This is a genomic window from Apilactobacillus apinorum (genome assembly GCF_001281175.1).
GTDB lineage: Bacteria > Bacillota > Bacilli > Lactobacillales > Lactobacillaceae > Apilactobacillus > Apilactobacillus apinorum.
Genome location: NZ_KQ440396.1, coordinates 743,996 through 767,945, shown reverse-complemented (window position 1 = coordinate 767,945; position 23,950 = coordinate 743,996). Strand labels below are relative to the sequence as shown.

The following is a 23,950-nucleotide window of genomic DNA, read 5'->3' as shown; positions in this document are numbered from 1 at the left end:
AGTTAAAGGCGTTTTTTTTAGTGGATAAATTTAAGAATAGCTGAAATGATTTGGTCGATACCAATGAATGAAAACTTAACACTACCAACATGGAAGGTAGTAAATGCGATTGAATGAATTAAAGTGTGAATGAATTCTTGCACGATTGAAATTAAAAATGACATTTAAAGGACTCCTATTTATTTACTAATTTAATCATAATATGTTTTTAATGATGACGCAATGGTTGTTTTCTAATTTTATATAAACCAATTGTTGAAGACTACAAAAATATAATAATCGTTCCAATATAAAAGAAAAAAGACCGGTAGAATAAATCTACCGATCTTTTTAGATTAATAAGTTAATTGTTAAAATTTAAATGTTAAATACCAGATTGATATTATCCTTGGTCATTGTGTAGACGAGGATTAGCTGGCTTACCCTTAGGAACGCCACCCATAGCTTCTGGGTTTTCTTGGTAAGTGAATTTTTGACCGTCTTTAGCAACTTGGCCTTCAAATGCACGTGAACCTTCACCATCAGAGAAGTTCATTAGTACGTGAGCAAATTCACTGTGTTCAACATCATGCATGTTACCAGGAACGATAACACCGTATTTTTCTTCAAGTTCTTCTTGAGCCTTCATGAATTGTAGTTGATGTTGAGTTTCACGAGCTAATAGGAATTTCAACATGTCACGAACACCTTCGTCATCAGTCATGTCGTATAGACGACTAACTTGTAGACGAGCTTCTGATTCACGAACAACGTTGAAACGCATGTCAGCAACTAGGTTACCTGATGAAGTAACGTAACCAGCATTCCATGCAGCACCGTTAGGGTTATTTAAACCAGCAGTTAAACCGTGAACAAGTGCATGTTCTGGGTCCATACCTGATAGTAAAGCAGCCTTAGCAGGATCGTTCTTCATTTCTTCTGAAGTCATAGTAGTTGGAGCACCTTCTAGAAGGTAACCAATCATAGTTGAGATCATTTCAACGTGACCAATTTCTTCAGTACCAGTGTCTAATAGTAAGTCTTTGTACTTTTCGTCACCAGTTGATGACCAACCTTGTGATAGGTATGACATCATACCAGTAGTTTCACCCCATTGACCACCTAGGGCTTCTTGTAAACGACGAGCCATAATTGGATCTGGACGATCTGGCTTAGCGTTGTATTGTAATGCGCGTGTATGTCTAAACATAATATACCTCTTTCTCTGATGCCAACGGATGAATAAGATTCGTATTTAACCTCAAGTTAGAGATATCCCAATAAATAAAAACCATTCTAGTTGTACATCATAATCATTTATAATTCCCGAAACACTCACACGTTTTGTATTAATATTTCGTGTACGATTTAATATACCACAACCTAAAAAATCTGTCTAAGGAAATGCTTATTTTTTTGCATTTTTTATTCAAATAAAAAGATAATGGTTATAAGTGTGATTTATTTTATATTGATTAATTGAAAAGTCTGAAATGTTTGGATACGTATTATATAATTAGGATATTAATTAAAGGAAAAGGGGTAGTTGAATGTCATTACAATTTATTTTAGGAACCGCTAGTTACGATCATGAAAAAGTGATTATGGACTCATTAAGAAACGCCATTGACACCAAAAGTGAAGATGAATTTTTCTATATTGTTCCTAACCATATTAAGTTTGAATCTGAAGTTCAAGCGTTAAAGAATTTAAATGTTAACGATGATGACATATATGCAGAAAGTAAATTTCAAACCTTTTCCATTACACGACTAGTCTGGTATTACATGAAGAATCATCCAGAATACCAAAAAACACATTTAAGTGAATCTGGCATTAACATGTTGATTTACCAAATTTTACTAGACCATCAAGATGAACTAACCGTCTTTCGTGGTGAAACTGATCAACCTGGTTTTATTCAAAAAATCGGGCAACAAATTGGTGAAATGCAAGCTGGCCAAATTAGCGCAGACGATTTAAAGAGAATTGTTGATAATAACGACAAAATTAATGCCGGCCTTCGCGATAAAATGCATGATTTTATCATTATTTATCGTGGCTTTGAAGAAGCTACGCAAGGTAAGTATCTATACAAATCAGACGTATTGAATCTTTTCTGTCGATACATAGAAACCAATGAACTAGACTTATCACACAGTCATTTCTACTTTAATGGTTTTAACCAATTTACCGCCCAAGAAGCTAAGTTAGTGGAACTATTAATTAAACATGCGCAGTCAGTAACAATTGGTCTTAACCTAGACCGCAAGTACCCAGATGAATTGCCACAGGGGCCTAGTCTATTCTTTCAATCAGCAAAGTGGTACCACCGTTTTTACAATATTGCACGCGTAAATAATGTCCCAGTATTAGTTGATCAGTTTGCTAAGCAACAACGAGTTAGCGATGATTTACTATCATTGGACCAATTTTGGGCTCAATCGAATGCGTTGGGGACAATTGATGACCATCAATTAAAAGACAACAAATCACTGCAAATCTATAAAGCTGATAATCCATTTGCTGAAGTAGAATTAATTGCCAGCAAAATCAGAAGAATGGTGGCTCAACAAGGTTATCATTATTCTGATTTCTTAATCCTAACTCGTCATTTAGACCGTTACCAAAATGTTTTAAACCCGGTATTTAGTCAAATGGAGATACCGGATTTTAATGATGTCTCAAAATCAATGGCAGACCATCCACTAGTGGAATTAATTAACGCCTTATTTAGTTTGGAAGACGGTGGTCGCAAGTACCAATATCAAGACGTCATGCGTCTATTGAAGACTGAATTAATGCTTCCCAAAATTGATGATGAAAACTATTTATCAATTGAAGACTACCGTAAGTACGTGGCCTTAACCGAAAACTTAGTACTTAAAAATGGTTATGAAGGCAGTCGTTGGACCCAAAAGGATGATTGGCAATATGCCTGGTTATCCGATGATGACTTTGGAATTACCGCGCAACGTTTCCGTGATATTTCCGAAAAAATTAACGTGATTCGCCACTTCATTAGAGATAATTTCCCACCATTTTTCCAATCAATTAAAGCAGCTACGACAGGTCAAGAAGCTGCCGGAATTTTATATCAATTCTTAATTAACATGGGTGTCTCAGACCAACTAGTTAATTGGCGCAATCAAGCAATTGATGATGAAGATCTTGTTAAGGCAGGACAATCTGAACAAGTATGGCAAACATTCTGTAATTTGTTAGATGATTATGTATCAATGCTAGGCCATCGTGCATTTGTGGCGGCCGATTTTCTAGACCTACTACAAAGTGGTTTTAGTGGTGCTAGTTATTCACAAATTCCATCCACATTGGATCAAGTTGCGATTTCAGAAAGTGGAATCGTTCAAATGAATAACCGTAAAGTCGTCTTCATGATGGGTTCCACTGACGAAGTAATGCCAGATAAGGTCACAAATGAAGCGTTATTTGGTGATGCTGACCGTGATGATTTAAGAGACTTTTTTGCCGATGGCCAATACCTTCGTGAAACCTCAGAAAACCAAATGGCTAATGATCCGTTTTTGAATTACTTAGCCTTTTTGGCTGGTAGTGAAAAGTTGATTTTCACATATAGTTTAGGCGATAGTGACGAATCATCAGTCCAAATTTCGCCATACGTAGAACGCATTAAGAACCACTTCAATCTATCGATTAACCATATTGTGAGTCAACCAAGTGCTGAAATGGATGACATAACCGCATATGTGGGAACATATCGCTCAACATTGAGTCATTTAGTACAAGCGAGTCAACACGCTAAACTCACCAATGCTAATTTATCACCCGCTTGGAACTATATTTACCAACAATTAAACCAAATTTCAGACTATAAATTACTTGCTAATAAACTATTGGGTGGATTGGATTACAACAATACCCCAACACCATTGAATCAAGAAATCGTGACAGGTTTATATGGTGAACAAATCAACACTTCAATTTCCAAGTTGGAACAATTCTACAGTAATCCATATGAATACTTCTTACGCTACGGATTAAAACTAAAAGAACGTGATGTCTTTGACTTATCACCAGCTAGTACAGGTCAGTTCTACCATGAATCTATGGATAGATTAATGCGCATCGTTAATGAAGAGCACATTGATTTAGCAAGTATCGATAATAAAACTTTGAACGAACTAGTTGATACAGTAGTTGCTAAAATGCTAGAAGACCCTAACGATTTCCAATACACGATTTTAACTAGCTCGCATCGAATGAACTATATTAAAAACCAATTGGTTAAAACTGTTAAACACACGATTAATACGATTCAAAAACAAAGCCAATACACACCAATGCGTGCGAAGAAAACTGAAATTTCCTTTGGTCAAGTTGGTCGTGATGGCGATTTAGCACCATTGAGTTTTGAATTACCAAAGAGTGCGCAATTGACCACTGCTAAATTAGTCAATGTTCGTGGTCGAATCGACCGCATTGATTCAATGAATATTGATGGCACTAATTACCTAAGTGTTGTTGATTATAAATCCAGTGAACGTAAGATTGATTTCTCCAAAGTTTTTGATGGCACTTCAATGCAAATGATGACCTATATTGATGTGTTAGCACACAACTTAGGTATTATTGACGAAGAAGAAAAGGCCGCTTTAGCAGGGGCTGTTTATATGCATGTTTACAATCCTAAATACAATCGATCTGATATTAAGTCAACGTTAGAAGATACTATTTTGAAGAAACAAAAGTATGAAGGTATTTTAGTCGATGACGGAAAACTGTTGGATAAAATCGATGCTACCATTGCATACGATAAGTACGGAACTTCCAACATTTTCCCACTATATAAGAAGAAAGATGGTAGTTTCTCTAAAACGAATTCAATCGTGCAACCCGATGACTTACAATTGCTGCTAAATCACAATGAAGATTTAATTAAGCGTGCAGGACTAGAAATTTTTACTGGAAATGTTGATTTAAGTCCGGCGAAGTTTGGTCCTAATTCTGATGCAATGCAATATACACCATACAAATCAATCATGCAGTTTGATCCATTGCTAAATGAAAACAACTATCGTGAAGTGCCGAACTACAAGCTAGAAGACGTACTACGTAATTTAAGAGGGGAGGATAAATAATGGAATATACAAAACCACAAAAAGAAGCCGTTACTGGTCATTTCGACCGCAACGTGTTAGTTTCTGCATCTGCCGGTTCAGGTAAAACGAGAGTCTTAGTGGACCGTGTTATCAACAAGTTAATTGTTGATGGGGTTAACATAGATGAAATGTTAATTGTTACTTTTACCAAAGCTGCTGCAAAAGAAATGCGTGACAGAATCCAAAAGGCACTACGTGAAAAGCTCCGCGATGCTAAGAATAATGAAGAAAAAGCCTTTTTAGTCCGCCAATTAAGAAGATTACCGGTAGCCGATATTTCTACCATGGATTCGTTCTGTCAAAAAATTGTGCAAAATTACTATTACATTATTGATTTAGACCCTAATTTTAGATTATTAGCTGATCAAACTGAAAGCCAAATGTTAAAAGAACAAGTATGGGATGCGGTGCGAGAAGATTTATATTCTGATGATAAGGATGGGTCGTTTGCTCAATTAACTGATAACTTTTCTAACGACCGTTCTGACGATGGACTAACCGATTTAGTTTTTAAAATTTACGATTACGCCAACGTTAATCAAGACCCAGTCGCTTGGCTAAAAAGTACTGTTGATATTTATGATATTAAAGATGCTGATTTATTTAGCTCTGATTTCTATCAAAAACAACTATTACCATTTATTCAAAATGATATTCAACAACAAAAATTATCATTAGAATCAGCCAAAAAAATTGCTGAAGATAATTTGATGGATAAAGAAATCGCTGCTTTGCAAGCTGACATTGAAAAGGTGAATGGCGCAATGCAATTAGTAGCTAATCAACCTTTTGATGACGCTAGAAAAGTGCTAAATGATTTGAAATTTGACCGTTTCCCAAGTGTTGGTAAACAAGCTGAAGATATCGAAAGAGATCTTCATGACCGCATCAAAGACATTCGTAATGACGCTAAGGAAGGTATGAAAAAAGTTGTTACTAATTACTTTGCACAAAGCGAAGCAGAAAACTTAGCAATTATGGCTGCTTCCAAACGTTTAATTGAAAAATTAGTTACAGTTGTACTAGCTTTCAGTGATAGTTTCCAGAATGCCAAATTAAAGCGTCATTGCCTTGAATTTATTGATGTGGAACATTATGCTTACACCATCTTAGCTGGAATGGGCGACAAATCTAAGGCGGTTAGAGAGAACTTCCAGTCACAATATAACGAGATTATGATTGATGAATATCAAGATAATAACCGTTTACAAGATGCGATTCTGACCACTTTAGCTAAACCTGAACACAGTAACATGTTCATGGTGGGGGATGTAAAGCAATCAATTTATCGTTTCCGTTTAGCTGATCCATCAATGTTCATTAGTCGCATGGAAGACGAAGTTAATGAACATACAATCGTCTTACCTGATAACTTCCGTTCTGCTGAAAATATTGATGATTTCATCAACTTAGTTTTCACCCAAACTATGGATAAAAATGTCGGCGAAATTGACTATACCGGGGATGCCAAACTAAAAGCTGGTGCAAAGTACCCTGATGAATTGGAATCAAACGTTTCTGTCATGATGTATGAAAGCAAGGATGATGAAGAAGAAGCAGTTGATGAACAATTCCAAGTACAAGATAGTGCCCATGGCCAAATTGAAATGATTGCGCAAAAGATTAATGAATTAATGCAAAAAGAAATGCCCGTTTTTGACCGTGGTGAAGGTAAAATGCGTCCAATTCGCTATTCTGATATCGCGATTATTTCATCGACTCGTAATAATAATTTAGTATTATCAGATATCTTTGGATCGTATGACATTCCAGTCCTAATTAGTGGTGCGCAAAGCTACTTTAAGACGACTGAAATTCAAATTATGATGGCAATGTTATCAATTATTGATAATCCATACCAAGACATTCCACTAGTTGCGGTGCTACGTTCACCAATGGTGGGACTAAATGAAAATCAATTAGCTTATTTAAGAATTAATTCTAAAACTGGTGACTATTACAATGCCGTCCTTAACTTCTACCAAAATTATGAAAATATGGATCATAGTGAATTTGGTGATCAAGTATTTGATAGGATTAGAATCTTCATGGAACAATTGAAACATTTCAAGGATGTTGCCCAACAACAACCAATCGTGGAACTAATCTGGGATATTTATGAAACTACTGGATTCTTAGATTATGTTGGTGGGATGCCTGCTGGAAAACAAAGACAAGCCAACTTACATGCTTTGTATGAACGCGCTTATGATTATGAACAAACTAGTTTCAAAGGATTATTCCAATTTGTTCGATTCGTTCGTCGAATGCAAGAACGTAACGAAGATTTAGATGAAGCAAATGCAGATGATAATGATAACGCAGTATCCGTAATGACGATTCATGGTAGTAAGGGACTAGAATTTCCAGTCGTCTTCTTGATGGACGCATCTCACAACTTTAACCGTCAAGATACTAAGAAAGACTATGTCTTAAATGACCGTTTAGGATTGGGAATTACCTATACTGACCCAGAAACTAGAATCAAGCAGCCAACATTGCAACGCCAAGTGGTAAACTCAATTGAAAATCGTGGATTGTTAGCTGAAGAAATGAGAAAGCTATATGTAGCGTTAACTCGTGCGGAACAACAACTATTTATCGTTGGTGCCACTAAGCAACAAAATGAACGTAATAAGGTGATTGATGCCTGGAATAAGGCTAGTAGTGGGAATGAACTATTAATCGATCCAGCATTAAGAAGTGGCGCTAAGAGCTATATTGATTGGATTGGACCAGCATTAGTTCGTCACCCCAACTTCCGTAATCAATTTGGTGATGATATCGCATACCAAGGATTGAATGACGATCAAACTGCTTTTGATGTTGAATTTGTGAATGCGAATGATTTAGCACAAAAACACGTGACGGGAGATAGTGATACTAGCCAGAAATGGTTACATCAAATTGCTGAAAAAGCGAAGAGTACTAGTATTGCAGGCATCAATGTTGATGATATTAATCAAGTTCTATCATTCCAATATCCTAATCAAGTAGCGACTCATACGACTGCTTATCAATCAGTTTCTGAAATTAAACGATTGTTTGAAGATCCTGATAATGTTCAATTGGATAATTACCAAGATTATCAAGACCGTAAAGTTAAAAGCCGTCACACCAATGCGAAGTTAGCCACACCTAAGTTCATGCAATCAGTGGAAGAACCTAAGGCAACCGACATTGGGACCGCAACGCATTTGATTTTACAAGAATTATCATTGGATCAACGTCCAGATGAAACAGCGGTTCAATCATTATTAGACCGTTTAATTGCTGATAACGTTATTACTGAACCAGTTGGAAAACTAATTAACGTTGGTGAAGTTACTAAGGTCTTTGACAGTAAAATTGGTCAAGAGATGTTAGAGCACGTTGATTCACTCCATCGTGAAGCACCATTTTCCATGTTGATGAATGCCAATCAAATCTTTGAGGGCTTCACAGAACAATCAGATGAAAAAATATTAGTCCATGGGATTATTGATGGTTATATCGAATTAGAAGATCATGTTATCTTATTCGACTACAAGACTGATAAAGTTAAGAGTAACGACCAAGAAAAAGGGATTGAAAAAATTAAAGACAATTATCGTGGCCAAATTAATTTATACGCTGAAGCGTTAACCCACATCCTGCATAAACCAGTTACTGATAAGTACCTATATTTATTATCAATTAATCAAGCTGTTAAAATGGATTAAAAAAGAAACTCAAGCGAGGTTCTTTTTTTATTAAATTAACATTTATATAAATCATCAATAATGATATTATAAGGACATAAATTTATAAGGGTTTATCATTCTCTAAAAGGGGGGATTCGTTATCAATAAACCTGTTAAAGGAAAAGCTAACATAATATTCGAACCGCCTTTTTATAGATTGATTGTTGAAAACTATGTTGATGATCATTATGAAGTGGCTAAATTAACTTTAGGGACCTCAGAACCATCGGTATATGTTATTAATGACCTTATTAACAAGAACTGGGATAAATTAAAGTTCTATCGTCAATCAACTGATGAAATGAAAATTTCAGATAAGCGGATTAATCCCAAAAGACTACAAAGAATTAGTCGAAAAGAAGTTAATAATGGCATTGGGACAAAAGCACAAATTGCATTAAAAGAACAAAGTCAATTAGAAAAGAAAGCTAGTAAAAAGAAAAAGAGTGAATATTTAAAAGAGAAGAAACAAAAGAACTTTGCCATAAAGCAGCAAAAGAAAGCTGCCAAGCACAAAGGACACTAAAAAAGAACCTCATGCGAGGTTCTTTTTTTATGCAATCAATAACTTGATTAAGATTAGCGCGACAATTGTTTGAATCAATCCAACTGAAATACTGTAGATTGCAAAACGTTTTCCGGCTTGTAGGAATGCTTTTAAGTTTAAACGCAATCCAATGGCTGCTAATGCGATAATTTCACACCATGAGCTTAGGAAATGAGCTGTTGCTGATACGAATGTAGGTAGATTGAATAAACTATTTAAAATACAGAATATTAAGAACCAAAGTACGTACCAAGGAAGAAAATCGATTTTACCTTTCTTGATTTCTTTTTCAATCTCTTTTGTAGTAGATTGCTTTGATTGATTACTAGCGTGCATTTTAGCGAAAACAGTAACTACTACCACTAACATGATAATACGCATGATTTTGAAAAGAGTGGCGTATTGAACAGTGGCTTGGTTTACCATCGTAGCACTGGCAATTACTTGACCCACTGATTGAACTGTTCCACCGATTAATGCCCCTCTAAGTAGATCGACATGACCAAAGATAATAGTTCCTAAAATTGGTAATACTAACATCATGACAGTCCCCATTAAGTTAACAAGGGTGATGCTCATACCAGCATCATCATCAGAAGCATTAATTACTGGTTTGATTGATGCAATTGCTGATGAACCACAAACAGCGTTTCCACCAGCCATACAAAGATAAATTCCTTCTCCAAAGTGAAGCCACTTACCAATTAAAATGGCTGAGACGATGGTAACGGCCATTTGAATAATAATGAAGATTAGACCAGACCAGTGTAGTTTTAAAATAGTTTGGAAGGTAATGGTTAATCCAAGTAGCATAACTGAATATTCTAAAAGTCGTTTTTCGGCAAATTTAGTTCCAGCATTTAAGATTGGTTGAGTTAAAAAGGTGTTACCTAGGAAAATTCCTAAGATAATCGCAATTGTTGCTCCACCAATATTAGGGATGTAAATAGTTAAAAATTGACTAATAACAGCGATTAAACCGGCTGTAATAAAACCAAAGCTGCGTTCTTTGATGGTTTCTAACATATGTAAAGACTCCTCTATAAATAATATTTTTATTATAACACTTGATTATGATTCTACAAATGTTGATTTAGAAATGTTTATAATGATTTTAAACGTTTGATATAAATAAAATAAATTCGCTAATACAGCCATTTACAAGTGGTATCACTTTAATAATCTCTATAAATCACGTATAATAATAACTAATAGGAGTGATTATTTATATATGTGGAATATAATTGCGATTCTTTTAGTAATTTTTGCAATATATCAAATTGTCCGCAATCTTTTAGATGGCGGGATCGTTAGAGACGTCTTAAACAATCGAGAAAATGTTGAACGAATTCAACAAATGATTGCTGAAAATGATGACGATAACGAGGTAGCGGAACAAATTAGAGATGAATTTAATATTCGTCGCTTTTATCCAGCTACAAAGATTTTAAGTAGTGTTAAGAAAATGAAACATTAACCGATGAACTAGTGCTTTTCAGCACTAGTTTTTTTATTGAATTTTTTTGAGTTAAATGGTTGACGTTGATTAGATAATGAGTATAATTGCATTAAAAATAAATGAGAAACGAAAGGAGGCGAACGCCATGGCAAGCATTGAAACAATGGTTAAAAATCCGAAGGAGATGAGTGTAATGGCAAGAAATGAAACATAAATACGTATAGATAGATGACAGTTTAAATTGAAAAGAAGATGATAAAATGTCAAGAGATCAAGTAATTGAAAAAGTAATTAAAAATAGAATTCAAACCTACGTAACCGAAGTCGTTGTGAGCACCGGTGAATTACTGCGAAGCGTAGGAGCAAAAATTAAATTAGCAGCAGAACTTTCAAAACCCACATCAGAATGTTAGGAGGTAAGTCCACCATTTTGTTAAGCGTTTTATCTCACAACTAAAAAGAACCTCAACAGGATTTCTGTTGAGGTTCTTTTTTATTTAACTAGACTTCTAAAACTTTTGATAAGAATGATTTTAGACGTTCGTTACGAGGGTGGTTAAAGATTTCGTCTGGAGTACCTTCTTCTTGGATAATTCCTTGATCTACGAAGACAACTCTATCAGCAACTTCTTTAGCGAAGCCCATTTCATGAGTAACAACAACCATTGTCATACCGTTATCAGTAGCTAGTTTCTTCATAACGTTTAATACATCACCGACCATTTCAGGGTCTAGAGCTGATGTAGGTTCGTCGAATAACATAATGTCAGGGTTCATAGCTAATGCACGAGCAATCGCAACACGTTGCTTTTGACCACCTGATAGTGAGTTAACAGGAGCGTCGAATTTGTTTTCCAAACCAACGACTTGTAGTAACTTCTTAGCTTGTGTTTCGGCTTCTTCTTTTGAAAGTTTACCTAATTCAACAGGGGCTAGCATAATGTTTTTACCAACTGTTAGGTTGTTAAATAGGTTAAAGTGTTGGAAAACCATTCCGATTTGTTCACGCACTTTATCGATGTTAACACCTTTTTTAGCAATGTCAGTTCCATGAACGACAACTGAACCTGAAGTTGGTTCTTCTAATTTGTTTAAAGTTCTTAGTAATGTTGATTTACCTGATCCGGAAGGACCGATGATAACAACTACTTCGTTATCTTTAACTTCTAGGTTGACACCCTTTAATACGTGGTTGTCAGCATATTGTTTGTGTAAATCAGTAACTTTTATTTTACTCAAATTTTAGCCCTCCTTTTAACCCAGTTTGATAGCCAAGTTAGTAAAGTAATGATTACTAAGTAAATGATAGCAACCATTGCCCATACCTTAAATCCTTCAAGGTTTCTGGCGATGATAATCTTACCAGTTTGCGTAAGTTCCAAAATACCAATAACAGATAGGATTGAAGTATCTTTCAAAGTAATGATGAATTGGTTAATGAATGATGGAACCATTAACTTAACCCCTTGAGGTAAGATGATCTTTCTCATTGACTTACCAAATGGTAATCCAAGTGAACGAGCAGCTTCCATTTGACCTTTATCAACTGATTCAATTCCACCTTTAACGAATGCAGCGATATACGCACCTTCATCTAACATTAAAGTGATAACACCAGCAACGAATGCAGGAATCTTAGTACCAGTTAGGGTAGGAATACCAGTGTAAATGAATAAAGCTAATACTAGTAGTGGCATACCTCTAAATAGGTAAATAACTGTTGAAGATAATCCACGGAAGAACTTAATTGGTAATACACCAAATAGTCCGAAGATTACCCCAAAAATAGTAGCAAACACGATGGAAATAATAGTTAACCATAGAGTTTGTAGGAAACCTTCCCATAGAAAAGTCTTGTTTTGTTTTAGGATACCCCAGAATGAGTGAGTATCTTCAGCACTCTTTTTAACATTTAAGTACTTGTCTAGAATCTTTTGGTATTGACCGTTCTTCTTTAAGTTAGCAAGACCAGTGTTGAATTTCTTTAATAGTTCAGCGTTGTGACCTTTTTTAACCCCGAATCCCATTGGAGTACCTTCAGCAGGTTTGGTAACAACTTGTAGCTTAGTACCTTGAGTAATAGCGTACTTTAATACAGGTTCATCATCAAAACAAGCAACTGAGTTACCAGTAAGCACGTTTTCGTAGACGTTACTTGAATCATCAAAAGTTGAAATGGTGAAACCATATTTCTTTTGAATTGATTGTGCATATTGAGCACCGGTAGTACCAGTCTTTACGGCAACGTTTTTACCACGTAAATCAGAAAGACTCTTAACTTTGCTGTTTTGAGCAACAGCCATTACAACTCCTGAGTTGTAGTAAGGTGTTGAGAAATCAAATGATCCCTTACGTTCAGGTGTAATGGACATACCAGCAATCATACCATCAATTTGGCCTGATTGAACGGCTTGGATAGCACCGTTAAAACCGATTGGTTTAATGTCGACTTTAAAATGTTGGTCCTTAGCAATGGCCTTCATAAGGTCAATATCGATACCAACATATTTATTGTTATCGTTTGCGTATTCAAATGGAGGAAATGTAACATCCGTTCCAATTTGATAGGTCTTTTCAGCAGCACTAGATTTTAGTGGAGCTGCGAATAGTCCCAATGCAACGATGATTCCGGCAGTGAAAGCGATCAGCCAGCGGAATGCTTTTGAATGTTGCTTCATTAGAAAAACCCCTTCTCATGTAAATTCTTTTCCACGTTACGTTTCATAACATTGTATAAAGATATAATACCAGACCCTGCTATAAAAGTATATTTAGAAATCGCAATTTTTTAAAATTTTTAATTTTCCATGTAACAAGATGTAACATGATATAATTATAAATATTATTGGTCAATAAAAAACAAAAAAATTTGACCTTTAAAAATGCTATTATATCAATGGTTTTTAACTATTTTATAAAAATATGGTCAAAAAAGGTCAAAAATATGTTGCATTATGTAAAATAGGTGATAATATAGATTATGGATAAAGGATAAAAGAAGAAAAGATAACATCCTTATCCAATATGACAGCCGTGAAGGCTGACAAATCTATAAAGAAGGCAGGGATGCACTATGGCAAGAAGTCCATTTGATCCATTTAACGATGATTTTGACAGAATTTTCAATCAATTTATAGGAGACGCTGGTAGTAGCAATACCCAACGTCGTTACATGATTAACGGTCAAGAAGTGACCCCAGAACAATTAGAACAACTAAGAAAAAGTGGTCAACTAAGTAATGGCCAAGGTAATACTCAACCAAAAACTACTTCTAATAAAGAAGGGATTTTAGACAAGTTAGGTCGTAATCTTACTCAAGAAGCTCGCGACAACAAGTTGGATCCAGTAATTGGTAGAGACAAAGAAATCCAAGAAACCGCTGAAGTTTTATCAAGAAGAATTAAGAACAATCCTGTTTTAGTAGGAGATGCTGGAGTTGGTAAGACTGCAGTTGTAGAAGGATTAGCGCAAGCAATTGTGAATGGTGATGTACCAGCAGCAATTAAGAACAAGGAAGTTATTAGCATTGATATTTCCGGACTAGAAGCTGGAACTCAATACCGTGGTAGCTTTGAAGAAAACATTCAAAACTTGATTAAAGAAGTTCAAGCTAAAGGCAATGTGATCTTGTTCTTCGATGAAATTCACCAAATTTTGGGTGCTGGTAACGCCGGTGACGAAAGCGGATCTAAAGGTTTAGCTGACATTATCAAACCAGCATTATCTCGTGGTGAAATCACTGTAATTGGTGCTACTACTCAAGATGAATACAGAAACACTATTCTAAAGGACGCAGCATTATCTCGTCGTTTCAACGAAGTGCAAATTAAGGCACCAAGCGAAGAAACTACTTTGGCAATTCTAAAAGGAATTCGTCCTTTATATGAAGAACACCACAATGTTGTTTTACCTGATGAAGTCCTAAAGGCTGCGGTAGACTACTCTGTTCAATACATTCCACAAAGAAGTTTACCAGACAAGGCAATCGACTTAGTAGATATGACAGCTGCTCATTTAGCTGCACAACACCCAGTTGTAGATCAAAAGGCAATTGAAGATGAAATTGCAGCTGAAAAGGATGCGCAAGCACAAGCCGCTGAAAAAGAAGATTACGAAGCAGCTCTAAATCACAAGAATAAGATAGAAGAATTACAAACTCAAATCGACAACAAGAGCGATGAAACTAAAGTGACTGCAACTATCAATGATGTTGCGGAAGCTGTAGAAAGATTAACCGGAGTTCCAGTTGCTAAGTTGAGCAGTAATGACATCGAACGCTTGAAGACTATGGGTGATCGCCTACAAGGTAAGGTAATTGGTCAAGACGAAGCCGTTGCAGCAGTTTCTCGTGCTATCAGAAGAAACCGTGCTGGTTTTGATGAAGGTAACCGTCCAATTGGTTCATTCTTATTCGTTGGTCCTACAGGGGTAGGTAAGACTGAATTAGCAAAACAATTAGCTAAGGACATGTTTGGTAACAAGAACAACATTATTCGTTTAGACATGTCAGAATACTCTGATGTAACTGCCGTATCAAAATTAATTGGTGCTTCAGCAGGATACGTTGGATACAATGACAACAATAATACTTTGACAGAAAAGGTAAGAAGAAACCCATACTCAATTGTATTATTGGATGAAATTGAAAAGGCCAACCCACAAGTTTTAACACTTCTATTACAAGTGCTAGACGATGGTCGTTTAACTGACGGTCAAGGAAATGTTGTTAACTTTAAGAACACAGTTGTGATTGCTACTTCTAACGCCGGATTCGGTAATGAAACTTTGATGGGTGACAAAGATGAAGACAAGAAGTTAATGGATAAATTAGCTCCATACTTCCGTCCTGAATTCTTGAACAGATTCAACGCGATTGTTGAATTCTCACACCTTACAAAGGATGACTTGAAAGAAATTGTCGAATTAATGCTAAGTGACGTTAACGCAACTTTAGCTAAGAAAGACATGGATGTAGTTGTATCTGACGAAGTTAAGGATTACTTAATAGAACAAGGATACGATGAAGCCATGGGAGCTCGTCCACTACGTCGTGTTGTAGAACAAGAAATTAGAGACAAGATTACTGACTTCTACTTAGACCATGAAGACATTAAGCACTTAAAGGCTGATATGGAAGATGGTAACGTAGTGATTAGTGAAAATAAGTAATTGAAAAAGACACCGCTTTAGGCGGTGTCTTTTTTATTTAAATACCCATAATTTACTTAGAATGAAATTAACAGGGACTGTTACAACTAATGTAAGGATGGGGATGATTTCTGCATTGATTGATGTATGAACAGACAATAAATAGGTTAGTAACACGGTTAAGCACCATGTAAAAATGTATGTTAAATAATATTTGATAGCTGTTTTAGTAACGTTTCCACTGGTTTTAAATACCCACTTTTTATTGATGGTTAACCCTAACAATGTAGTTAATCCATAGCCAATTGCCATGGCAATAGTAGGGGATGTAAGTTTCCATAAGAAGGTATAGATGAGAAATGTTAGAACGGTGTTGATGAATCCAACAATCCCGAATTTAAAAAATTGCTTAATTAGACTGAACATTATAATGCCTCTGATTATATGGATTTATATAGTAGTATATAATTAAACTATCAATTCAGCAAAAAGGAGATTCGCATGCCCTTACAATATTCTTTTGAAATTACTCCCAATATCGATCAAGATAACCTAGACGGTTTATTAAAACTGCATCCACAGTTTATTTCAATTACCGATCGCAATCACGATGTGGATAATTTAGTTCAAAGTCTTAAAATTGCTGATTATGTTCACGCACATTCCGATGTAGATGTGATGATTCACCTAACAGGTATTGATAAAGGCTACGCTACTGTTAAACAGATGGTGGACTTGATGATCACTCATAATATTAATGATGTATTGGCATTACGTGGAGATAAGCTATCGCAAAATGATTCCGCAATTACCTTTTCACATGCCGATGAGTTAGTTGCGTTTATTAAACAAGAATATCCACATGTTAATATTTCAGGGACTTGCTACTTAAATAGTAGCGATGAAGAAATGCATTGGTTAAGACACAAGGTAAGCAAGGGATGCGCTAATTTAATTTCGCAGTTTAGTTTTAATGTGAATGACTATGTTGATTATTTAAATCAAACTGACGTTACAACACCAATCTGGTTTGGTATCATGCCAGTTATCTCCAAAATACAGACGCAAAAGATGCTTGATTTAACCCATGCGACCACTTCGGATAAATTAAATGACTTGATGAATGCATCAGAAGAAAAGTTTGGTGAAAAGGGAGTTAGATACATTGTTGGTATGATTAATAAGATTAACCAAGCTGGTGCTGACCATATTCATCTTTATTCTCTTAATGATGCTGAAAATATAAAGAAGATTATTGAACAAATTTAAACCATAAAAAAAGACGCCATCGTTCGGCGTCTTTTTTTACACACATCATCTTTAAAAGAGAGATTAATACTTAGGTTCCCACTTAGTGTCTTCGATAGCTTTGTCAACATCTTTGATGTCTTCGCGGGTAAGACCACGTTTTACAGCACTATCGGCAACGGCCTTAGCTACAGTAGTTGAGAATTGATCCAACTTAGAAACTGGAGGTAAGACAGCAGCACCTGGTTTGTCAGTGTCGACAATACCACCAAGTGAGTGGGCAGCTGCAGAAATCATTTCGTCATCTAGGACAGTGGCAGTAGCGGCAATCGCACCAAGACCTAAACCAGGGTATACTAACGCGTTGTTAGCTTGACCGATTTGGTAAACAGTACCATTGTATTCAATATCATTAACTGGGATACCAGTACCGATAAGAGCTTTACCGTCAGTCCATTTTAGTAAGTCTTCAGCCTTAGCTTCAGCCAACTTAGTTGGGTTTGAAATAGGGAAGATAATTGGACGTTCAGTGTGAGCAGCCATTTCCTTAACGATTGATTCAGTAAATGAGTTTGGTTGAGTTGAAGTACCAACTAAGATAGTTGGGTGAACTTCTTTAACAACAGCTTCTAGAGTAGTTAATGAATCTGGGTTAGCAAATTCATCACGACTTCTAGCAAATGGTTTTTGTTGAGGAGTCAAAGTATCGTCATCATCGAACAATAGACCTTGCTTATCAACTAGGTAGAAATGCTTCTTAGCTTCTTCTGGATCCATACCTTGTTGTACGAATTCATCGTAAACACGTGAAACAATACCAGTACCGGCAGAACCTGCACCGAATGATACGTAAGTTTGGTCCTTCATTTCTTCACCAGAAATGTTTAGGGCACCTAATACACCGGCTAATACGATAATACCAGTACCTTGGATATCATCATTAAATACAGTGTACTTGTCTTTGTATCTGTCTAAGATGTCAGCAGCATTGCTACGACCAAAGTCTTCGAAATGTAAGTACATTTCTGGGAATAGGCTTTCAGCGTCTTCTACGAAAGTATCAACGAACTTGTGGTATTTTTCACCGTAAACACGTTCGTGACGGTTACCTAAGTACATTGGGTCCTTAAGTAGTGATTCGTTGTTAGTACCAGCATCTAAAACAACTGGTAATACTTGGCTAGGGTCAATTCCTGCAGCAGCAGTGTAAACCATTAGCTTACCAACAGCAATATCAACACCGTTAGTAGCCCAGTCACCGATACCTAAAATACCTTCAGCATCAGTAACTACGATTAAACGGATATCGCGACCTTCAGCAGCATTCTTTAATGAATTTTTGATTGAATCTAAATCATCATCAATTGATAGGAATGTTGCGTTTTGTGGTTGAACGAATAGTTCACTGTAGTTTTCAATAGTTTCAGCAATTGTTGGATCGTATACGATTGGCATAAATTCAACAACGTGTTGTGAAAATAACTTGTAGAATAATACGCGGTTTTCATTGAATAAAGTCATTAAAAAAACACGTTTTTCTAAATCTGAAGGTTTAGTTTGGAATTGAGCATAAGCTTGATCCACTTGTTCTTGTAATGTTTGAACGTATGGTGGAAGCATTCCTTCTAAACCAAGTTCTTTTCTTTCTTCTTTAGTAAATGCAGTACCTTTGTTCTTGAAAGGATTGTTTAAAATATCATATCCAAAAGACATAGGACTTACCTCTTTTCTTAATTAATATCTAGATAATAATACATGATGGTTTAGATAGTCAAAAGTTAGTGTTATAATAAATATAATTTATATCTAAAATTAAAACCCTTTTAAATCAATACATGGAGGCATTTTTTATGAACACACGTGATCTTGAATATTTTATAAGCTTAACAAAATTAAAAGTTTTTTCTAAAGTTGCCGAAGAATTTAAGGTCAGCCAACCAACCATTACTTTTGCGTTGCAAAGATTGGAAAAGGAAATGGATACTAAATTAATTATTAGACATAGAACTCATGGCGACCTCATTGTAACCGATAGTGGGAAACAACTGTTAAATCACGCCCAAGCAATCATTCGCCATTTTGACGTTGCAAAGCGTAATATCGCTAATTTGAAAGCAAAGAAAATATCGATTGGACTACCACCAATTATTGAAACTAGATATTTTCCACAAATTGCGCAATTTCTAAAAGAACGCAGCTTGTTAAACAACATTATTACCTATGAATATGGTTCAGAAACAACCAAGGAATCATTAAAGAATGGTGAGTTGGACCTTGCGTTATTAGGTTCTAATAACCCGTTAGATGATCCTTCAATCGAAACAGAAGAAATTGAACGAATTCCATTCTGTGCATATGTTTCTAAAGACCATCCACTAGCAAGTGAAGGTAAGATCCATTTTGCCGATTTAGCAAAAGAAGATTTTATTCTATTTAAACAAGGTTTCGTCCAAAACGAATCATTTAATCAATTAGCTAAAAGAAATGCCTTCCACCCAAACGTTATTTTCAGATCTAATGAAAGCAACAACATTATGAGTTTGATTAAGAATAATGTTGGTGTTGGTTTCTTTAACTCATTAGTAAACACTCCAGAGGGAGTTGTAAAACTAGAATTTTTAGATGAAGATATGCCAATGTTTGTAACAAATTTAGTTTATTTAAAATCACATTACTTCAATGACTTTCAAAAAGAAGTTTTAGATGTGATTAGAGAATCTTTAAAGTAAAAATAATTAGATGTTTAAACACACCCCAAAAATTCTTAAGTAAAACTTAAGAATTTTATTAGTGAAATGTTATGTGTAAAATACTACAATTTACATATAAACTCGCTACGGAGGTGTTTTTTTATGGTGTTTAATAAAAATCAAAAAACAATATTAAATGTTATTAATAATCCAAAAACTAATAAAGTTGCCACGGGACTTGTGGCGCTAACTCTTCTAGGATTCACATATGAAAATGTTTTTAAGAACTCTCAAAATGTTAAAGCTGCAACGACATATGATGATTCCTCAATTTCAAGCAGTGATTTGAACAGTCCAAATCCTGTAACTATTAACATCACTAAGGATAATTTTCTAAATTATTTCGAACTAGTAGGAAGTGCATCTTATGATCAAAGTACTGGGACTATCACCCTTACTCAAGATGCTCAAAATGAATCTGGAGGTGTTACTTTAAAAAATAAAGTATCTCTTACTAGAAGTTTTTCAATCACTGGATCCATTTATGCTGGTAATAAGCTAGATACAGAAGGGGGAGCTGACGGATTAGCGATATTCTTCCATCCAAATCGCGTTGGATTCCCAATTAGTACTGGTGGTGCGGTTGGAATGTATCAAGTTCCAAATGCATTTGGATTTAAGGTAGATACTTTTTATGACAAACGTGATGGAGACCCTACTATTAATAAAGACACAGATGTTTTAGATGGTCAGGGAGCCTCTCCATTTGGAGCGTTTACCTACACTGATGGTTCCGGACAAGTAGAACAATTAGAAAATGAGCCCACAGTTCAGTATTTAAATAAAGATCATTTCTTAAACAGTAAAGCTGGTTTCGTTCCATTTGCATTGACATACGATACCAATACTAAGAATTTTAAAATGGTAATGGATGGATATACTTGGACAAAAGAATATACAGGTTCTTATAGTGATTTAGCGTTAGTAATTAGCGCAGCGACCGGTTTAAGTCATAATTTACAACAAGTAAAACTAGATACTTTTTCATATTCTGCTACACCACTTTATTTGGCTCAACAAAAATCAATGGATGATTTGAAGAATGAAGCGAAAAATGTCACTAGCATAATTAATAATGATAAAAATCTTTCTTCTGATGAACAGCAAAAACAAGCAACTAATGTTAATAACGAGTTGCAAAAAGGGTTGGATAATATACAAAAACAAACAACTGTAACCGATGTTCAATCAGTTGCAAATATAAGTAAAAATGATATTGATAATCAATATGTAGCTGGTCGTCCTATACAAAGCTCCTCAACAAGCAGTACTAGTTCAAGCGCACAAAGTAGTGCAAGCATTTCGTCACAAGGCTCCTCAACAAGCAGTACTAGTTCAAGCGCACAAAATAGTTCAATCATTTCGTCACAAGGCTCCTCAACAAGCAGTACTAGTTTAAGCGCACAAAATAGTTCAATCATTTCGTCACAAGGCTCCTCAATAAGCAGTACTAGTTTAAGTGAACAAAGTAGTGCAAGCAGTTTACCACAAAATTCATCTGTTATCCAAAGCAACAATAATAGCTCGTCCATTGATGATAAATTTGATAATCACTTTAATAATGAAGCTAAAACCCATAAAAATAATCATCAAGATGTTAAACATTCATCAGTAAAAAACGACAAAGCGTTACCTCAAACAGGTGATCAAACTAAACAAAAAGCATTTGCAATTACTGGACTATTAATCGGAGTTGCAGGGATAGCCATGGCAATGTTTGGAATTAGAAGAAAAAATAAAGAATTTAAGACAATTAAATAAAATTTTTTCAATAAAATAGATTAGACATTTTGTTAAATTCGTCTAATCGGTATTTTTAATAAATATTTCATTTGATTTTAAATAAAAGGGTAGTGAGTAATTATGAAAAATTATTCACTACCCTTTTGTATACAAAAGCGATTTTTTTGTTTAAAAAAACGTAAACTCCTTTAGAAAAGATTAAGGTTTCAAGTGCTGAAAATGAATTTTTAAAAGATTAAAATTAGAATGTATATTATATGTAATTCGGGGAGTTGATTAAAATGAATTTTGATAAGCAAGTAAAACAAAGAAAAGTATTGCATAAAGTTAAGAAAAACTGGGTAGTAATTGGAATGATGTCAGTTACTTTATTGGGATCTGGTTACGTAGTATCTCAATTAAATGATAATTTTGCAGGAGTTGTTGCCCACGCTGACGGCACTTCTACAGAAAGTAGTGCAAACTATCCAGCAGATAGTAGCAATGTGTCTGCATCAGTTCAAACGCTTAGTACTAAAACAACTGGTTTGAAAGCGGGACAAGTTGCTAATTATTCAGTTACTTTAAATAATAATGATGACTTAGGGAGAGTAATTCCTCAGGGAACTCAAATTCAATTAAAATTTAATACGCCTCAACAAGCTAATCTTTCTGCTGTTTTGGATTACAGTACCTATAGTAGATTTAATGCAGAAAATGTTTTCTCTGTATCACAAAGTGGAAATACAATCACATTAACTGCTAATAAAGATTTATATCCAGGCAGCAATACAATTAATTTATCACTTATTGCTAAAGATCCAGGATATAATTGGGATGGAGAAAGTAGCGAACATGAAACAAATCCAGATGATGTTAATGTTTCAATAGATGCAAGTTTGATCTATCAAAATCAAACCATATCTGCTGCATTTTCTGGAAGTAACGCATTATCGGTATCTCCAAACACCAAATCCGAAGATGAAGCAACTAAGCAAACCCCTACCAATAGTGTGCCTGGACACATGGGTTCAAGTTTAATTCATAACTTCCCAGGACAAGGCAGTGACTCTCCTTATCCAAGTGCAAAAACCAATCAAAATGATATTTCGAATAATGGTACCTCATCAGTATATGCACCTGTGAATACCAATCCAGATGGAAAACCATATCTAGCCACTGTTGCTGAATATAATGCTTTTAATGATCTAAGATATTCCGGTGCGGTATTATCTATTTCTAACGCTGGTCAATACGACTTAAAAAATGTTTACGTTTATGCTGGGGATAGCGTTGATAATTTAAAGGATGTTACCAATGAAAGTGGCATTAAGGTTGGAATAGACGGTAATAATGCCTTATATGTAGATTTTTCAAAATCAGCATATACTCATTCATTCGTTGACCTAGTTGCATATATTCCTTATACAGATTTAACTGCACAATATTCAGTTCAAGGATATTTAAATTACTATGACAATGGTAATTACTTATCTCAAACAATTGGTGCAGCAAACTACACGATTACCCCTACTGGTGATAATACACAAAAGACTTGGCTAATTGCGCCAACAAAAACTTATTACACAGACGTAAATGGTAAGGTAACAGTAAGTTTTGATCAATTATTGAGTGGTGTGTCAGGATACAAGAGAAATGATAGTGATTCAAGTAAATTTGATGTTATTAATCCAAGTGACATCAAATTGAGTAATGCACAAGGATTGGATAGCGGAGTTACCCAAACAAGTAATTTTAATAATCCAAAAGAATATGATGTTGAATATCAACTTAATGGTGAAACTAAAACTAGAAAAGTATATGTTATCAATCCTTACGAACAGTTAAGTAAAACAGTTCAAAGAACGGTGACAGTAAAATATGTTGACCAACATACTGGAACAGAAATTGCTGGTGAAAATACCCATACAGCTACGTTCGAAGGAAATGGAATCAAAGACGATAGATATGGAAGTATACAATGGAATCCATTTACCCCACAAAATGATTCTGCTAGATACACAATTACTAGTCCTAGTGTAACTGGATATCATCTTGTAAATGGTTCAGATTCTGAAATTGATGGTTCACTACAAGCCCTTGGATCAAATGTTCTTAAAACTGTTTATTATGCTGCGGATGTACAACAAAGTTCAAGTGCCTCAGAAAATTCATCAGCAAGTTCATCAACAAGTGCACAAAGCTCAAGCGCATCACAAAGTTCATCAACAAG

At 35.2% G+C, this 23,950-nt stretch carries 17 protein-coding genes; 10 read left to right on the top strand and 7 right to left on the bottom strand.

Going from position 1 to position 23,950, the window contains the following annotated elements; all coding sequences use genetic code 11:
- Positions 1-17 precede the first annotated feature (17 nt).
- Both RZ74_RS06995 and RZ74_RS06555 read right to left on the bottom strand, forming a co-directional pair.
- Positions 18-164, bottom strand: a complete 147-nt coding sequence (locus tag RZ74_RS06995) for a hypothetical protein (protein WP_187291412.1) — start codon at positions 162-164, stop codon at positions 18-20.
- Positions 165-382: 218 nt separating this feature from the next.
- On the bottom strand, positions 383-1,189 hold the full coding sequence (locus RZ74_RS06555; protein WP_053950598.1) for a manganese catalase: 807 nt from the start codon (positions 1,187-1,189) through the stop codon (positions 383-385).
- 340 nt (positions 1,190-1,529) lie between these two features.
- On the opposite strand from RZ74_RS06555, the gene RZ74_RS06550 reads away from it, so the two are divergent.
- From RZ74_RS06550 to RZ74_RS06540, 3 genes are all read left to right on the top strand, one after another.
- A complete protein-coding gene (locus tag RZ74_RS06550; protein WP_053950597.1) occupies positions 1,530-5,099 on the top strand; it encodes a PD-(D/E)XK nuclease family protein in 3,570 nt (1,189 codons plus the stop codon).
- Positions 5,099-8,821: a helicase-exonuclease AddAB subunit AddA gene (gene addA, locus RZ74_RS06545; RefSeq protein ID WP_053950596.1), complete on the top strand. Its 3,723-nt coding sequence runs from the start codon at positions 5,099-5,101 to the stop codon at positions 8,819-8,821. Before RZ74_RS06550 ends, addA begins: the two co-directional genes overlap by 1 nt.
- A gap of 121 nt (positions 8,822-8,942) precedes the next feature.
- Positions 8,943-9,368 (top strand): YjdF family protein, encoded by a 426-nt coding sequence (locus RZ74_RS06540; protein WP_083437198.1) that lies wholly within the window; start codon positions 8,943-8,945, stop codon positions 9,366-9,368.
- A 27-nt stretch (positions 9,369-9,395) separates the two neighbouring features.
- Here RZ74_RS06540 and RZ74_RS06535 read toward each other — a convergent pair whose 3' ends face one another.
- Positions 9,396-10,415 (bottom strand): YeiH family protein, encoded by a 1,020-nt coding sequence (locus tag RZ74_RS06535; RefSeq protein WP_053950594.1) that lies wholly within the window; start codon positions 10,413-10,415, stop codon positions 9,396-9,398.
- Positions 10,416-10,620: 205 nt separating this feature from the next.
- On the opposite strand from RZ74_RS06535, the gene RZ74_RS06530 reads away from it, so the two are divergent.
- Positions 10,621-10,866 carry a hypothetical protein gene (locus tag RZ74_RS06530; protein ID WP_053950593.1) on the top strand — a complete coding sequence of 82 codons (246 nt, stop codon included), beginning with the start codon at positions 10,621-10,623 and terminating at the stop codon, positions 10,864-10,866.
- 242 nt (positions 10,867-11,108) lie between these two features.
- The gene (locus RZ74_RS06990; RefSeq protein WP_187291411.1) at positions 11,109-11,261 is read left to right on the top strand and encodes a hypothetical protein; all 153 of its coding nucleotides are present in this window, start codon (positions 11,109-11,111) and stop codon (positions 11,259-11,261) included.
- An 88-nt stretch (positions 11,262-11,349) separates the two neighbouring features.
- Here the strand turns inward: RZ74_RS06990 and RZ74_RS06525 are convergent, their stop codons facing one another.
- Together RZ74_RS06525 and RZ74_RS06520 are read right to left on the bottom strand one after the other, a co-directional pair.
- Positions 11,350-12,087 (bottom strand): amino acid ABC transporter ATP-binding protein, encoded by a 738-nt coding sequence (locus tag RZ74_RS06525; RefSeq protein WP_053950592.1) that lies wholly within the window; start codon positions 12,085-12,087, stop codon positions 11,350-11,352.
- Positions 12,084-13,526, bottom strand: coding sequence for an amino acid ABC transporter substrate-binding protein/permease (locus RZ74_RS06520; RefSeq protein WP_053950591.1), 1,443 nt, complete (start codon positions 13,524-13,526; stop codon positions 12,084-12,086). The genes RZ74_RS06525 and RZ74_RS06520 overlap by 4 nt, the downstream gene beginning before the upstream one ends.
- 395 nt (positions 13,527-13,921) lie before the next feature.
- Here RZ74_RS06520 and RZ74_RS06515 point away from each other — a divergent pair, with 395 nt between their 5' ends.
- Entirely contained in the window at positions 13,922-16,018 is a 2,097-nt protein-coding gene (locus tag RZ74_RS06515; protein ID WP_053950590.1) for an AAA family ATPase, read from the top strand.
- Between the two features lie 33 nt (positions 16,019-16,051).
- Here the strand turns inward: RZ74_RS06515 and RZ74_RS06510 are convergent, their stop codons facing one another.
- Positions 16,052-16,423: a GtrA family protein gene (locus tag RZ74_RS06510; RefSeq protein ID WP_053950589.1), complete on the bottom strand. Its 372-nt coding sequence runs from the start codon at positions 16,421-16,423 to the stop codon at positions 16,052-16,054.
- Positions 16,424-16,498: 75 nt separating this feature from the next.
- On the opposite strand from RZ74_RS06510, the gene RZ74_RS06505 reads away from it, so the two are divergent.
- Positions 16,499-17,266, top strand: a complete 768-nt coding sequence (locus tag RZ74_RS06505) for a methylenetetrahydrofolate reductase (protein ID WP_053950588.1) — start codon at positions 16,499-16,501, stop codon at positions 17,264-17,266.
- A 63-nt stretch (positions 17,267-17,329) separates the two neighbouring features.
- On the opposite strand, the gene RZ74_RS06500 is transcribed toward RZ74_RS06505, so the two are convergent.
- Positions 17,330-18,958: a malolactic enzyme gene (locus tag RZ74_RS06500; protein WP_053950587.1), complete on the bottom strand. Its 1,629-nt coding sequence runs from the start codon at positions 18,956-18,958 to the stop codon at positions 17,330-17,332.
- A gap of 137 nt (positions 18,959-19,095) precedes the next feature.
- Between RZ74_RS06500 and RZ74_RS06495 the strand changes: the two genes are divergently transcribed.
- The 3 genes from RZ74_RS06495 to RZ74_RS06985 all read left to right on the top strand — a co-directional run.
- Positions 19,096-19,974, top strand: a complete 879-nt coding sequence (locus RZ74_RS06495; RefSeq protein WP_053950586.1) for a LysR substrate-binding domain-containing protein — start codon at positions 19,096-19,098, stop codon at positions 19,972-19,974.
- A 123-nt stretch (positions 19,975-20,097) separates the two neighbouring features.
- Complete coding sequence (locus RZ74_RS06490) at positions 20,098-21,756, top strand: lectin-like domain-containing protein (protein ID WP_053950585.1); 1,659 nt, start codon at positions 20,098-20,100, stop codon at positions 21,754-21,756.
- A 263-nt stretch (positions 21,757-22,019) separates the two neighbouring features.
- Positions 22,020-23,950, top strand: a 1,931-nt coding sequence (locus RZ74_RS06985) for a mucin-binding protein (RefSeq protein WP_187291410.1), incomplete at its 3' end; no start/stop codon positions are given.

Excerpts from the sequence above, each read along its gene's own strand:
- RZ74_RS06555 (WP_053950598.1), bottom strand. The coding sequence starts at position 1,189 with ATGTTTAGACATACACGCGCATTACAATACAACGCTAAGCCAGATCGT.
- RZ74_RS06515 (WP_053950590.1), top strand. The coding sequence starts at position 13,922 with ATGGCAAGAAGTCCATTTGATCCATTTAACGATGATTTTGACAGAATT.
- RZ74_RS06990 (WP_187291411.1), top strand. The coding sequence starts at position 11,109 with ATGTCAAGAGATCAAGTAATTGAAAAAGTAATTAAAAATAGAATTCAA.
- RZ74_RS06550 (WP_053950597.1), top strand. The coding sequence starts at position 1,530 with ATGTCATTACAATTTATTTTAGGAACCGCTAGTTACGATCATGAAAAA.
- RZ74_RS06500 (WP_053950587.1), bottom strand. The coding sequence starts at position 18,958 with ATGTCTTTTGGATATGATATTTTAAACAATCCTTTCAAGAACAAAGGT.
- RZ74_RS06510 (WP_053950589.1), bottom strand. The coding sequence starts at position 16,423 with ATGTTCAGTCTAATTAAGCAATTTTTTAAATTCGGGATTGTTGGATTC.
- RZ74_RS06530 (WP_053950593.1), top strand. The coding sequence starts at position 10,621 with ATGTGGAATATAATTGCGATTCTTTTAGTAATTTTTGCAATATATCAA.
- RZ74_RS06520 (WP_053950591.1), bottom strand. The coding sequence starts at position 13,526 with ATGAAGCAACATTCAAAAGCATTCCGCTGGCTGATCGCTTTCACTGCC.
- RZ74_RS06495 (WP_053950586.1), top strand. The coding sequence starts at position 19,096 with ATGAACACACGTGATCTTGAATATTTTATAAGCTTAACAAAATTAAAA.
- RZ74_RS06535 (WP_053950594.1), bottom strand. The coding sequence starts at position 10,415 with ATGTTAGAAACCATCAAAGAACGCAGCTTTGGTTTTATTACAGCCGGT.
- addA (WP_053950596.1), top strand. The coding sequence starts at position 5,099 with ATGGAATATACAAAACCACAAAAAGAAGCCGTTACTGGTCATTTCGAC.
- RZ74_RS06505 (WP_053950588.1), top strand. The coding sequence starts at position 16,499 with ATGCCCTTACAATATTCTTTTGAAATTACTCCCAATATCGATCAAGAT.
- RZ74_RS06995 (WP_187291412.1), bottom strand. The coding sequence starts at position 164 with ATGTCATTTTTAATTTCAATCGTGCAAGAATTCATTCACACTTTAATT.
- RZ74_RS06490 (WP_053950585.1), top strand. The coding sequence starts at position 20,098 with ATGGTGTTTAATAAAAATCAAAAAACAATATTAAATGTTATTAATAAT.